Source organism: Helicobacter pylori, from assembly GCF_003637665.1.
GTDB classification, from domain to species: Bacteria; Campylobacterota; Campylobacteria; order Campylobacterales; family Helicobacteraceae; genus Helicobacter; species Helicobacter pylori_CK.
Map to the genome: position 1 here is coordinate 35665 of NZ_MVWR01000011.1, position 14455 is coordinate 50119.

Consider the following 14455-nt stretch of genomic DNA (forward strand, 5'->3'; position numbering starts at 1 on the left):
ATGCAACAAGAAATCGTAGTAGAAGAACCTAATAAAATAACTATTGCTTACAACTTAGAGCAAACTATCTCTAAGTTGAAAGAGAGTGTGGATTTATTAGAGAAAAACGAGCAATATAATGATGCTTATGCCCTTGTTTGTGGTATCAAAAGCATTGTAGATGAATTTCATAAAGATGTAACTTTGCATGTAAGCAATAATTCTAAGCCCCCTAAAAGAAAAAGAAAGTCTTCTTAATGTTTGAAAACGCTCTTAAATATTGTAAAGAAAAAGCCATAGACCTTTTAACAGGTTTTGTTCCAAAAACCTATTCTATGACAGAGGAATGCAATATTTCAGGCTTGTATGATGATACTTTCATCATCACTAAACAAGAAAATTTAGTCGCTATTATGTCTTTACAAGGACTAAGTTATTCAAACTTAATGCAAAAAGATTTGGAGGGCTATTTTGATACAAGGCAAAATGTTTTAAACACCATTAGTAAAGACATTCAATTAAGGATTGTCGCTAAAAGGCGTAAAGAATTTATCAACCAAAGCCCAAATATTGATAACCCATACGCAAAAGCTATTATCACGCAATTTGAGAACAAGGAAATCTACAAAACAGAGTATTTTTTAGTGTTTGAGAGCATTACTTCTAATGTCAAATCTTTCTTTGAGAAAAAGAAATTAGAAATGACTACTTCAATCAATGAAGAATTAGAAGAAAGCTCTAAAGAGAATAAACAAGAGAATGAAAATAGCTCCAATGAGACCCATTCAAATACAAGCTCTAAAAAAGACAAGAAAAACAAGTTCAAAAAAAAGATAACCTTTAGCGCCACAAGTAAAAGAGCCTTACTCATTCAAACCATAGAAAGAGTAAAAAACGCTCTTAAAGAATTTAAACCCACTTTACTAAATTCTAAAGAAGTATTAAATTTCTACGCAGAATACATCAATGGCAAATACATCGCCTTTAATCCTAAATTAAAGCGACTAAGCGATAGCTATATCGCTAGTAATATCCATTTTAAAAAAGATTATTTCATCATTGAATTTCAAAATCAAAGCACTTTTTGTGCGTGTGTGGGGATTAAAAACTATGAGAGTGAAGAAATTTCTTCACTCCCTATATCTACTCTTTTACACACCCAAATTGAACTAGATTTAATCTTTCATATCCGCTCTTTAGGGCAATTTGAAAGCTTGAATTTTTTAAAAACCAAGAAAAAGCTCACGCTTTCTAAAATCGTTAAAAATGATATTGATGATTATATAGAATTGGTGCAAGCCAATCGTTTGAGTATGCAAGAGTGTGCCTTAAACTTAGTTTTAAGAGCTAAAAGTAAAGCAAAACTAGATAAGTCTTTAAAAGAGATTTTATCTTTACTCAATAACGCTGGACTAGGCAGTGTTACAGAAACCATAGGGCTAAAACCATCTTATTTTTCATTCTTCCCAAATAACGCCAATATCAATCCTAGAATGAGACATCAAACTTCCCAAGTCATAGCATCTTTGATTTTGTTTGAGAAAAATAATACAGGTTTTAGAGCAAATTCTTGGGGGGATATGCCCTTATCTGTGTTTAAGAACCTAGACCATAGCCCTTATTTGTTTAATTTTCATAATCAAGAAGTCAAACATAAGGGCGTGTTAGCCCACAATGTCGCACGAGTGGTAGGACATACCATGATTATAGGAGCAACAGGTGCTGGTAAAACCACGCTCATTAGCTATTTGATGATGAGTGCCTTAAAATATTCTAACATTGATATTTTAGCTCTTGATAGACTAAATGGTTTGTATTCCTTTACCAAGTATTTTGATGGGATTTATAATCAAGGCGAAAACTTTCATATTAACCCTTTTTCATTAGAAGATAGCGCAACTAATAGAGCCTTTTTATTGCATTTTTATGCCCAAATGGCAAAAGTGGATAGTTATGATGACCATAAGGATAAAGTAGAAGATAGAACAGCCCTTTTAAACGCTATTGATACGATGTATAGAAATTATAACGATGAAGTCAAACAAGCCAAATTTAGCAACCAAGAATTACCCCTTCCTTTTGATTTAAAAGAGTTTGTCAATGCCATTGTTAAAACCAATACAGACATTTTAGATAGTAGTTTTGAAGACTATTTAAAATCTTCCTTATTTTCTAGCCGAATGGATAGTCTAGATTTTAAAACTCGTATTAGCACCATAAATACCGATAGCATTTTACATAATGATGATGACGCTGGGCTTTTAGCCTACTATGTCTTTCATAAGATGATTGACAGAGCCTTAAAAATCAATCGTGGGTTTTTATACTTTATTGATGAGTTTAAGTCTTACGCTCAAAATGAAATGATGAATAAAAAAATCAATGAAGTCATTACTCAAGCTAGAAAGGCTAATGGGGTGATTGTTCTAGCCCTACAAGACATTAACCAACTAAGCGAAGTGAGAAACGCTCAAAGCTTTATAAAAAATATGGGGCAATTGATTTTGTATCCCCAAAGAAATATTGATACCAAAGATTTAAACGATAAATTTGGCATTAGACTAAGCGATACAGAAAAACATTTTTTAGAAAACACCGCCGTTAATGAATACAAAGTCTTACTCAAAAACATGAATGATGGCTCATCTAACATTATAGATGTGAGCCTAAGTTTTTTGGGTAATTACCTACAAATCTTTAGCTCTAATTCTAGCATGGTAGAACACATTGATAATCTCATTAAGCATTACCCTAAAACTTGGCAAGAAGTCTTTGTGAGTAACAAACACGAAAATTTTGATGACAAAAAACACTTAGAAAAGGTGCTTTGCCCAACATGAAAAAGATGCAATATCTAGCTTTTATATTAGTGGCTGTGCTTTTAAATGCATGCTCAGATAAATTCATAGAGATGAAAAAATCCCCTTGTGCGTTAAAGGACTTAACAACTCTTTTTTAAGGGGGACACATGTCTAATTTGCAAGAACTTAGAGAGCATTTAAAAGAATTAGAAAATTCCTTTGAAATAGGCTCTTTTACTAAAGAAAATATTAAAGAATACGCTAAATGCTTTTTTATGAGTTTAAGCATGTTTTTAGAAGAACAAGAAAAAAACCAACAAGAAGAGTTTTTAGAACAAGATACCAAAGAAAATCAAGAAGAGCTCATTAAAAGCATTCAAACAAGCATTGCTAAAAACCAAGAGTTAGAAAAAATCTCTTTTGAAAAATGGGAGAATAAAATTCAAGAAAGGGTGTTGCCTGAGTTAGAACGCATTGTTACACACAAGCTTAAAGACAATGTCATGCCACAATTAAACTCCCAGCTAGAGAGTTTTAAAAAAGATGAGTTAGATTTATCTAGCGTGTTTGAAATCCAAAGAAAGAACACTCAAATAGCGTATAGATTAGCTATAGGGGGGCTTATAGGTATCATTGCTTTAAGTATAGCCATTTTTATTATGATGCCCTTAAAAGAAAACACGCCTTATTTTATAGACTTTGCTAATAGCGATAAGCATTTTGCAGTGGTGCAAAAGGCGGACACTAAAGTAGATTATGGAGAGGCATTTTTACGCAATCTAATCGGCTCTTATATTATGAGTAGAGAAACTATCAATCATATTGATGACAAAATTAGACTAAATGAAACTATAAGAGAGCAAAGCTCTGATGAAGTGTGGAAGACTTTAGAACAATTAGTATCAGGAAAGGGCAGTATCTATTCTAATTCCAATATGGATAGAGAAATTAAAATCATCAATATTTCTATCTATAAGAAAGGCAAACAGCAAAATATAGCTGTAGCAGATATTGTGGCTAAAGTCTTTGATGAAGGCTATTTAATCTCTGAAAAACGCTACAGAGTGTCTTTAGTCTATCACTTCAAACCCATTATTCAATTTGATTATAGTTCTATGCCTAAAAACCCTACAGGCTTTATCGTAGATAAATATTCCTTGAGTGAAATCGCAAGCATTAAAGCCCTAGATAAGACTTATAAAAAAGTGGAAAGACCCCATTCTAAAATTGAATACAAAAAACAAAATCCAACTAACCCCCAAAACAACCCAGCTAATATGCCTAATAATAAGGAAGAACAATGATTAGGGCATTTAGGGGAATTAGTTTTACTTTATCGCTCTTAGCTCCCTTATTAGCAGAAAATAACATTCAAAATTATAATGAGCCTATGGATTATTCAAAAGGCGATGTTTCCTTACAACCCTTTAATAACCAGACTAACCAAGAAACACAACCTAGCACTAACTACAACACACAGCCTAATTCTATGCAAACACCTATGCCAAATCAAAACCCTTATTCACAACCCACTACACCTATACAAAATAGCCAGCCAAATAACACACAAACTCAAACAATGTTAAATAACGCCAAACAATTCACCAATAATGCTCTTAATAGCACCAAGCAAACTATCAATAATGCCACTAATTATGTCAATAACAAGCTCACTCCAAAACCTAATGATGTGCCTATTAGTGCGTTTAGTGCTAATAGTCCTTATGCAAACAAAGAAGTGTCTAAACAAACTCAAAAGAGCGATGATACATACCCACAAAACGATGACAATAATAATGATGATAATTCCCTAAAACCCATGACTAATTTTAACGCTATTCAAAGTAACTTCTTTGCTAAAAACCGCTCCATAAAAGATAACGCTCATTTTATCCATTACACCATAGGCGATACTTTTAATATTCGCCTAAGATACGCTATGACAACCACTTTTATTTTTGATGAACCCATTGCTCAAGTAGTTTTAGGCGATGATATAGGTTTTTCTACTAAAATGCTAGGCGAAGATAAAGAGCATTTGATTTCTAATATCTTACTCATTAAGCCCTTGCAAATTGGCGTAGATAGCAATTTAACTATCATTGGAAAAAGCGGTAAGGTCTATAGCTTTTATATGTTTTCAACCACATATACTAGCTCTAAAAACCCAGCTTTAATGGTGTATATTTCTTCTAAAGAGTATTTTAAAAATTTCACTACCACTAAGAAAGAAATCAACAAAGAAAATAAAACCACTCATAGCACCCCAAACAAAGACATTAAAGTAAGCCATAACGCACCTAAAAAGATAACTAAAAATTACACAGCATTAAAGAACAAAACCCAAAGTCAAAAAACCCTACTACCACTAAAATAGCGTTAGCAAATGCTCCCATTTCTTTAAATCGTTTCAAATCCCCTAGCTATCCACCTGGTAACGCTTTAGATAATTCTAGAAAGGCTTCAGAAAATTTTAAAGTGATTAGCAATCAAACTAAAACTTTCAAAGAGCATAGACACAACCAAGATGAAATGAAATATGTGGATTACTCCGCCAAAATCAAAGATGATGGCAAGTTTATTAGGATTGGGGACAATGTCAATCACATCTATATCAACAAGAAAAAAATGGAATATGGCTATGTCATTATAGATAAGAAAAAACGCAAATGGTATTGCTTGTGGATGTGCAAAAAGATTGTTAAATCTAAGTATAAAGATGATTTACCCACTCAAATCTTTAATGATGAGCAATTTACCTATTTTAAATTTAACCGCTCTAATGCTAGAAGTAAATTCCCTGTAGTTTATAAAGTTATAGATGGCTATGATAATCCTGTTAATAGCAGAGTAGTAGGCGATTACTTAATCGCTGAAGATGTCTCAAATCAATGGAATTTAAAGCTTGGTAAAGCCTATCTTTGTATAGAAAAGATAGCAAAGAAAGTAAGATGAAACAATCCTTGCTTAAAAAGATAAGCTTAGGTGTTGGGGGCTTTGTTGTTTTAATGGCATTAGGATTGCTTGCTAATAAAGGCTCAAACAATAACAATAAAGAAGAAATCTTTCAAGTAAGTGAGAGTAAATTCCCCTTAAGCGATTATTTCTTTGAAGAAGTCAAAGAAGAGCCAAAAAAAGAAGAAAACCCCAAAACAATAACTACGTCACAACCTACAGCTCCAACTACTGCTAATGTTTCAACTAATCCTATCATTACAGATTATAGTCATCTTAACAGCAATCTCAACAAGCAAAATGACACCATCACGCATTTGCAACAAGTTTTACAAAGCCCCCCTAAAATAAAGCCTAAACCAAAGCATACTAAAGAGCAATTAGAATTTTTAAACACACGCCTTAAACCTTTAGAACCAACTAAACCAGCCACTAAGCCTGAGACGGAATACGGCGTGGATAGTTTTACTAATTTAAAATATAAAGACATCGGCACTAATGAGCATAAGCTTTTAAGAACCATAACCGCTGATAGAATGATACCAGCCTTTTTAATCACGCCTATTAGCTCTCAAATTGCTGGAAAAGTAACCGCCCAAGTAGAGAGCGATATATTTGCTTCTATGGGTAGAGCGGTGCTAATCCCTAAAGGCTCTAAGGTTATAGGCTATTACAATAACAATAATCAAATCGGGCAATACCGCTTAAACATTGCTTGGACTAGAATTATCACCCCTCAAGGCATAAATATCATGCTCACTAACGCAAGGGGGGCTGATGTGAAGGGTTATAATGGCTTAGTAGGCAAATACATTAGCCGAAACTTTCAACGCTATGGTATCCCCTTACTCACTAACACGCTCTCTAATGGTCTTTTAATAGGAATTACTTCAGCCTTAGCTAATAGGCAAAATAGAAAGGGTGATGGCAACCCTTTTTTTGGGGATTACTTGCTTATGCAACTCACTAGAAATACAGGCATGGGCATCAATCAAGTTATCAATCAAATGCTAAGACAATATGGAGCGCAAAACCCCATTATCATCATTAGAGAGGGGAGCAGAGTGTTTATTGCCCCTAATTTAGACATCTTTATCCCTAAACCAAAAGATGGGGAGGTTCTAGCGGAGTTTTTTAAAGAGAAAAAACCCCCAATCAAAACAAAAGAGGAAATTAACAATGAAGAAGAAATCTAATGCTTTTAAAATTTTGATGAGTTTATGTTTAGTTACTTCAATAAGCCATGCTCTTGTGATACAGACCATGCAAGATTGGAATTTAAGAAAAAATAGCGAATTTAAAGCTTTTGTGGTTGTGGGCAATAAGGTTCAAGAAAATACACTTGCTATGGGTCATTACAAGGCCTCTAAGAATAGAGCTAATCTTTCAATTAGTGTAACGCATATTAAAAAGGGCAATGATTATAAGACCTTACAAAGCCCCCCAAACGCCATTAAAGAGATTAAAGGCAAATTAGTGCTTAAAAAAGGCACAAGGATTGTCTTAGGCGGTGAAAATGATAGCGAGATGTCTAATGCCATAGGTGTGAGTAAAAGCACCTACACATCTAGTAAAAATGGCAAAGGTTTTAGTGGGAGTGGAACAAGTGGCATGGGATATGCAAGTGGTTATGGAGACACAAGCAATAACGCTGGCTCTAATGGTACAAGTGCAAATGGAGTAAATGGCACTTCTGGTAATAATGGGGCTAAAGGGGAAAATGGAAGTAGTGGAGCAAATGGAGATAATGGCACAAGTGGCTATCAAGGTGTAGGCTCTAACCCATTCCCCCCAATTGCTGGGAGTGGAAATGGCTCTAGTGGGAGTTCTAATAGTGGCTATACCCCCTTTATAAGTGAAGGCGGAGGTATAGGGAGCATGGGAGGAGGCTTTATCCCTTTCCCTTATTCGCCCGGACTTCAAAATGGTAGTGGCGCTAATGGAAGTAATGGCACAAATGGAGTTAATGGAGCTAATGGCACAAGTGGGGCTAATGGGAATAATAGTGCCAATGGAGGTACTGCAAGTGCAGATAGTCATTATACGAATGAATTTTGCACCGCTCCCATTAGAAATGGCAACACGATGAGTTTAGATATTGTAGATAGAAATGGCTCTTGCTTTAAAATGCAAGCCTTTAGAAACGACAATGTCTGTCAATACAGCTATGACTTTGAAAACATGAAAGCCATTAAGCAAACGCAGTTTTATTTCATTAACAGAGAAAATAAAAGTGTGAATATTGGTGGTTGTGTGGATTTGTATGGAAAACAATTTGAATTTACTATGTATGAAGACGCTAATAAATGCAAACTAGATACCACTACCGATAAAGGCTATGGGAGTGGGAGTGCGAGTTTTTTTCAAACAGAGATTTTATTTCGTGGACTTGATAATCTTATCCATGTGGCTAAAAGTTGCACCGATTTTGCAGGCGTTCAAGAACAATTAGTCAAATACGATAATGACCCTGCCACTAGAACGGTTCAAAGAGTGGTCAATCAATACTATATTGACCCTATCACTAAACAAAAGGTTTTTATCAGTCATAATGTGGTTAGCCGTTTGAAATTTAGTTATCAAACTTATGCATGTGGTAAATGGCAGTTTGATGATGCTAAATTAGAGGCTTATCGACCCACTCAAATTCGTATCTTTGATACGGTAGCTAATCAATACTACAATGTAACAGGCTGTGATTACACTTCTGATATGGGTAAAGTGCCTAAAATTGTCCAACCTTATACCAAAATCAATGTTGCAAGTTCAGTTAAAGGCGAAGAAGTAGGCGATTTAGACACTACAGATGGTTCTAATGATAATTTGCCACAATACACTACCTTTGAAATTCAAGAAATGTCATTAAATAGTAGTCAATGGACTGCCACTTCTTATTGTAATGATTTCTGGGGTTCTTGGACTAAAACCTATGGTTACACAGGCTATTCTCAAGGCAATCTAAGAACCCTAGCTAAATGGGTTACACAATATAAAACCATCAATCAAGGCACAACCATTGAATATATCCGCCCTAGAAATGAGGGCGATAGTGATGCAGTGTATGATACCTATAAATACTATTATGTCTCACAAGCTCAAAAAACGCTCAAACGCATTCCTTTGACTATCTATATTAATAGTCTTAATTTGAGCGATGAATATCGTAAAAATTTTGAACTCACCACTTTAAGCCAAGAGCTTAATCTCAATAATGGTGTTAAGCAACTTATTAACACGCAAGATTTTACCAATTGGCAAGCCACTTATTACCGCCCTAATGGGAATGGTAATTTGTGTATGTCTTATAGTTTTAGCTCTGGTAGTCCTTGGAAATCTAGCGATAAAGGCAAGTATTGCTCATGGGCGCAAACACCTAATGCTAATTATTCTTGTGCCTCACACAATAATTGGATTGTCCCTAAACAATAAGAAAGGAAAGTAATGGATTTACATTTAAAAAAAGCCTTGTTTTTAGCTAGTCTTAGTTGCTTGAATGCGAATGAAAGCTTTGTGGATAATAGCGATTTTTTAGCCATTATGCCTAGTGATAAAGAAGAAGAAAATACTCCACAAATTAAATTAGAACACAAGCTAGAACAAAAAGTTGCTCCACAAAATACCCTTAAAGAGCAAGAAGTAACTCCCTTAAAGAGCACTGAGTTGTTACAAAGTCAAGTTAAAAGAGAATTTAAAGAAAAAAAGAAAGCTCAAAAACATTTCAAAGCTATGCAAACTAAAAACGGCTTTTTCTTGGGCTCAGAAATTGCTATTACAGGCACAAAATTAACTCAAAGTCTAAGCCTTATCTCTAATGCTACAGATGATTTAATCACTTATAGCCACACTTCTAGTAACGCTAATTTTAATATGGGCGTTTTAATGGGTTACCAGCATTACTTTGGAGCTACAAAAAAACATGGGATTAAATTTTCAATGCATTTGTATGGAGGCACACCTAGTTCTATAACCACAAATATAGACATTTACAAATCTAAGGTTAGCGCTAATTACACGCCCTTAAACTTTGGACTAGATATAAAGTATTTGTTTGACTTTTTAAATGTCATTAAAAAGAACCGCCACACACTAGGATTAAGCGTAGGCTTTGGCTGGCGCATGCAATATTATTTTGCAAAAATAGACCCCATAAAAACTATGATTGGTGCGTTTATCACTAATAAGCCTAAAGATATTTTTAATCATGGTTTTTATCCTACCATTGGACTTCATTATTATTTAAACCATCATCAATTTGAAGTGAATTATCGCTTTGGAGGAGCAATTAACTATCAGTCAGTTGTGCCTAGCAAAATTGTCGTTCAAAACGGGAATTTTAAGGGCGAGGTCTTGTTTTCTAATTTTCTTACCAAAGCGACTAATTCTAGCTACATAGCGTTCAACTACGCTTATTTATTTTAATTTTAAGGAGCCAATGATGTCAGATGAAATCACGCAAGAAAATGGGTTAGAACCTATCTCAAATAATGAAAACCAAAAACCAAAGGAAGCAGAAATGCCATTGAGCAATATTCAAAAAGCTAAGGAATTAAAAAACAACGCCAATTTAATTGTTCGACGCACTGATGAATTAGACAAGGCTATCAATAAGCGTGAAAGCTTGCAAAGAGAGTTTGACAGACGCATTAAGTGCTTGGATAACAAGATTGAAACGCTTAGTAAAAAGATTGAAGAATTAAAAAGAAAGTAATTTTATGGACTTAGACAAACTCAAAGATTATAGGGCTTTAAGAAACGCTATTTTAAGGCTCTTGCCTTATTTAGATAGCGGTATTACAGAGCTGATTATGAATAAAGAAAAAGAAATTTGGCTCTATAAGCTTGATGGAGTAAGAGAAAAAGTCTTTGATGAAAATTTAGACAAAGCTTTTCTACTTAGTTTTGGGGAGCAATTAGCGAGTTTTAGAGATTTATTCTTTAACGCTAATTACCCCACCCTTAATACTTCCATTCCTACTTCTAGATACAGAGTGAGCATGAACCACTTTGCTATTAGTGCGGATAATGAATTGAGTTTGAATATTAGAGTGCCTAGCGAGAAAAAGTTTGATTTAAAAGCTTTCAAGCTCTCTAGTGCGTGTCAATATAACTATGAGTATTTACAAAAGCTGATGATTGAGGGAAAGAACTTGCTTATTAGTGGAGGCACAGGCAGTGGTAAAACAAGCTTTTTAAACGCTTTGATTGAATTTATCCCTAAACACACACGAATAGTGAGTGTAGAAGATAGCGAAGAATTAGATTTAAGAGCGTTTGAAAATCATAAATCCTTGTTAGTGGATAAGACCGAAAGCTCTAAATTTACCTATGAAAACGCCTTGAATATGGCAATGAGAATGAGTCCTGATAGGCTTATGGTAGGTGAGATTGACACACGAAATGCTATGCTTTTTTTAAGATTTGGCAATACAGGGCATAAAGGCATGGTTTCTACTTTACATGCAGATAGTGTGCATGGGGTCATAGAGGCGATTGCTTTAAATCTACAGATGAATAAAAGTGGTTTAGATGTAAAAGTAGCTAGAAAATTCTTTGAAAGCAGTGTGGATATAGTTGTTCAAATTGTGCTTGATAAAGCCACTAACACTAGATATATCCAAGAAATCTTACCCACCAAAGAATTAAGAAGTAGCCTATGAAAAAGTATCAAAACAAACGCAAGCTAGGCAAACACATCAATTGCTTTATCTCTCAAAATGCTAAAGAAGTTTTAGAGCGCTATTTAAAATCTAAAAAACTAAACATTACAGAGTGTATAGAAAATCTTATTTTAGAATTAGACCCTAATAAAGAAAATCTAAAAGCAAGAGATTTTTATGAGAGTTTGTTTAAAGTTATTAGTATCAACCAGCATGTCTATAGAGAACTTATGGCTAATAGTAATAATCTCAATCAATTAACCAAGAACACTAACATTGCAATTAAGTATAACAAGCCCTTTTATTTGCAGAATTTAACATTTTTAGAAGAGCTTTTTAAAGTTATGGATACGCTCAATAAAAATGTAGAAGATTGTAAAAAAGTCTCTTTGGAATTGTTGCTCCAAATCTATAAAGAGCAAAAAAGCCAAACAGAGTTTAACGCCATCTCAAAAGTCCTTAACGCTCTTAATGAAAAACAATCTATTACTGAGCCAAAAAAGGACAACGCATGAAAATGCAATTTGTGAAAGCTTTTTGCGTGCTTTTTAGCATTTTACTTATCCCCTTATTTTTTATCTTGGCAAATTATTACACTTTTGATGCCTTAAAGTCGTTGAGACAGGCTTATTTTTTCTCTCAAAGTGTGTTTGTAGGGCTTTATAAGGGAGCGAGTATCTTAGATTTAAAATTTGAAGTCTATATTACCATGCTTATTTCTTTAATGCCTTTAATGGCTACAATTTACATTAGTTTTCCAAAGACTAAAGAAACTTCACATGGCTATGCGAGATGGGCTAATAGCAAAGATATAGAATGTTTTAAAATTTTTAGTAAAGAGGGCTTTTGTAAGGTAGTCCATAGATTAGGGGTGCAATTTGATAATGGCTTTATTCTAGGTAAATTTGGTTTTCTAAAACTTAGAGATGTGTGTTATGACAAGCCTTTAGGAGCGATGATTGTTGCACCACCCGGAGCTGGTAAAACCGCATGCGTGGCTTTACCAAATCTATTGACCTTGCCTAATAGCTGTATTATCACCGATATTAAAGGCGAATTAAGAGATAAGACTGCAGGGTATAGGCAAAAATTCTTAAACAATAGGATTTTAATCTTTAATCCTTATGGTGATGATAACACTTGCTATTTTAATCCTTTTGATAAAAGGATTGTAAAACCCATGAACTTTGACCAACGCCTAAGGCTTGTTCAAGAAAATGCTAATAATGTCTTTATTAGCGAAGAAAAAGGCGAAGACCATTGGGTATCTAAAGCTAAAGATTTGTTTAGTTTTTACGCCTTGTATGATGTTTGTTCCAAAGATGAAACAAACTTTTTTGATGTCGCTATGGGTCCAAATAGAGATTATGTTAATTTGATTGACAAAAGAAGCCGTTATTACAAACAACTCTATCAACACGATAAAAAAACAGGCGAAATTATCCTAGACCCACAAACTAATGAGCCTATTTTAATCCCTAATGTGAATGCGAGAAAATTGTGGTATTTGCAAGTTTCAGAGCAAAAATACGCCGACCCCAAAGACTCTAGAAATTTTGACCCAAATGAACCTGAACCAACTCCTAGAAGTGAAGAGGCATTAGATGAAATTGTAAGAAATGATGCAAGAGCTTGGGCTAATAGTGCTGAAGAAGAATTTGCAAGTATCATTTCTACCTTTAATCGCTTTGTGTCTGTTTTTAAGAGCAATCAAGTAAAAGTAGCTACTTCTAAAATGAGCTTTGATTATGAAGAATTAAGAACGGACAATATTAGTCTTTATATTGTTATTGCTCAAAAAGATATTAACACGCTTGCTCCCTTAGTTAGAGTGATTTTAGAAAGCATTGCTAAAAACTTATTAACTAATGAAAGCTCTAAAAAAGAAGAACGCATTTATATGATTTTAGATGAATTTGTTAGATTTGGTAAGTTGCCTTTCTTATTAGAAATGCCAGCATTGTGTCGTTCTTATAATGTTGTCCCCTTATTCATCACACAAGATTATGCGATGATTAGAAAATATTATAGCGATGATGATTTGAAAATCTTAAAAGGCGTGGTGCATTATAACATCGTCTTTAAGATGAATAGTGCTGAAGATGCTGAGATTGTCTCTAAGGAAGTGGGCGAATTTACTAGACAATCTAAAAACTATTCTACTGAAAAAAATCAATTAGTTTTTGGAGGTAGTTCTTCTTATAGCCATGAGGGTAGAAACTTACTCACAGCCCAAGACATTATGAATATAGAATCAGATGAAGTTATTGTAATTGTTACAGGGGCTAAAGCGACCCCTTTAAAACTTAAGGCTAATTATTGGTTCAAAGATAAAGAGCTTTTAAAAAGAGCTAATTTGCCTATTGATTTAGAAATAGAGAGACAAAGAGTTGAAGAGCCTACGCAACCCACTACAGAAATTACAACGCCCCCTAATCAAAACAAACAAGATACAGCTAACTTAGAACCAAGTAATAAGGGGGAAAAAGTAGAGAATGAGAGCAATGAGAGAAACACTAACGAGAATAATCCCACTACACCACAAGAGCTTGAAAATTCAAACTTAAAAGAAAGCGAGAAAGACAATGAAAGTCCCATTACCTTAGAAAATGCTAATGAAAATATAGAGCAAGGAAATCACAATGAAATTGATGAGATTTTAAAAAAGCCACTGAGTGAAATCAGTATGGAAGAGAAAAGAGCCTTGTTTAAGAAAATGCAACAAGGCGATGAAGAAAGCGAACAAGAAGTTACACAAAGCACCCAAAGTTAAATTTTAAAAGGAGCAAAAAATGGCATATAAACCCAGCAAAAAGAAACTTCAAACTTTAAGAGAAGAACCGAATTTATTTAGCGTCTTAGATAATGGCGATATTGCAACAAACAATCCTATTGAAGAGTCAGACAAGGTCAATGAAATACAAGAGCCACTCCCTTATGTTGTGAAAACGCAAATCAATAAAGCAAGCATGATTTCTAGAGATCCTATTGAATGGGCAAAGTATTTAAGCTTTGAAAAACGAATATATAAGGATAATAGTAAAGAAGATGTCAATTTCTTTG

At 34.1% G+C, this 14455-nt stretch carries 10 protein-coding genes and 3 pseudogenes; all 13 read left to right on the forward strand.

Features of this window, described 5'->3' with window-relative positions; all coding sequences use genetic code 11:
- Positions 1–237 carry a hypothetical protein gene (locus EAL49_RS07025; protein ID WP_001183709.1) on the forward strand — a complete coding sequence of 79 codons (237 nt, stop codon included), beginning with the start codon at positions 1–3 and terminating at the stop codon, positions 235–237.
- Positions 237–2819, forward strand: a complete 2583-nt coding sequence (locus EAL49_RS07030; RefSeq protein WP_120829602.1) for a VirB4 family type IV secretion/conjugal transfer ATPase — start codon at positions 237–239, stop codon at positions 2817–2819. The genes EAL49_RS07025 and EAL49_RS07030 overlap by 1 nt, the downstream gene beginning before the upstream one ends.
- Positions 2816–2955, forward strand: a pseudogene (locus EAL49_RS08490) (type IV secretion system protein VirB7). The gene EAL49_RS07030 and the pseudogene EAL49_RS08490 overlap by 4 nt, the downstream one beginning before the upstream one ends.
- Positions 2948–4084: a VirB8/TrbF family protein gene (locus EAL49_RS07040; protein WP_120829604.1), complete on the forward strand. Its 1137-nt coding sequence runs from the start codon at positions 2948–2950 to the stop codon at positions 4082–4084. Before EAL49_RS08490 ends, EAL49_RS07040 begins: the two are co-directional and overlap by 8 nt.
- Positions 4081–5735, forward strand: a pseudogene (locus EAL49_RS07045) (TrbG/VirB9 family P-type conjugative transfer protein). Before EAL49_RS07040 ends, EAL49_RS07045 begins: the two are co-directional and overlap by 4 nt.
- Complete coding sequence (locus EAL49_RS07050) at positions 5732–6931, forward strand: DNA type IV secretion system protein ComB10 (protein ID WP_120829605.1); 1200 nt, start codon at positions 5732–5734, stop codon at positions 6929–6931. The pseudogene EAL49_RS07045 and the gene EAL49_RS07050 overlap by 4 nt, the downstream one beginning before the upstream one ends.
- A complete protein-coding gene (locus EAL49_RS07055) occupies positions 6915–9164 on the forward strand; it encodes a dermokine domain-containing protein (protein ID WP_120829606.1) in 2250 nt (749 codons plus the stop codon). The genes EAL49_RS07050 and EAL49_RS07055 overlap by 17 nt, the downstream gene beginning before the upstream one ends.
- A 12-nt stretch (positions 9165–9176) precedes the next feature.
- Complete coding sequence (locus EAL49_RS07060) at positions 9177–10154, forward strand: hypothetical protein (RefSeq protein WP_120829607.1); 978 nt, start codon at positions 9177–9179, stop codon at positions 10152–10154.
- A 16-nt stretch (positions 10155–10170) separates the two neighbouring features.
- Positions 10171–10443 (forward strand): hypothetical protein, encoded by a 273-nt coding sequence (locus tag EAL49_RS07065; RefSeq protein ID WP_120829608.1) that lies wholly within the window; start codon positions 10171–10173, stop codon positions 10441–10443.
- A 4-nt stretch (positions 10444–10447) separates the two neighbouring features.
- Positions 10448–11392, forward strand: coding sequence for a CpaF/VirB11 family protein (locus EAL49_RS07070; RefSeq protein WP_033588776.1), 945 nt, complete (start codon positions 10448–10450; stop codon positions 11390–11392).
- Positions 11389–11907: a replication regulatory RepB family protein gene (locus EAL49_RS07075; protein ID WP_120829609.1), complete on the forward strand. Its 519-nt coding sequence runs from the start codon at positions 11389–11391 to the stop codon at positions 11905–11907. The genes EAL49_RS07070 and EAL49_RS07075 overlap by 4 nt, the downstream gene beginning before the upstream one ends.
- Positions 11904–14165 (forward strand): type IV secretory system conjugative DNA transfer family protein, encoded by a 2262-nt coding sequence (locus EAL49_RS07080; RefSeq protein ID WP_120829610.1) that lies wholly within the window; start codon positions 11904–11906, stop codon positions 14163–14165. Before EAL49_RS07075 ends, EAL49_RS07080 begins: the two co-directional genes overlap by 4 nt.
- 19 nt (positions 14166–14184) lie before the next feature.
- Positions 14185–14455 (forward strand): annotated as a pseudogene (locus EAL49_RS07085) (hypothetical protein); the annotation flags it as partial.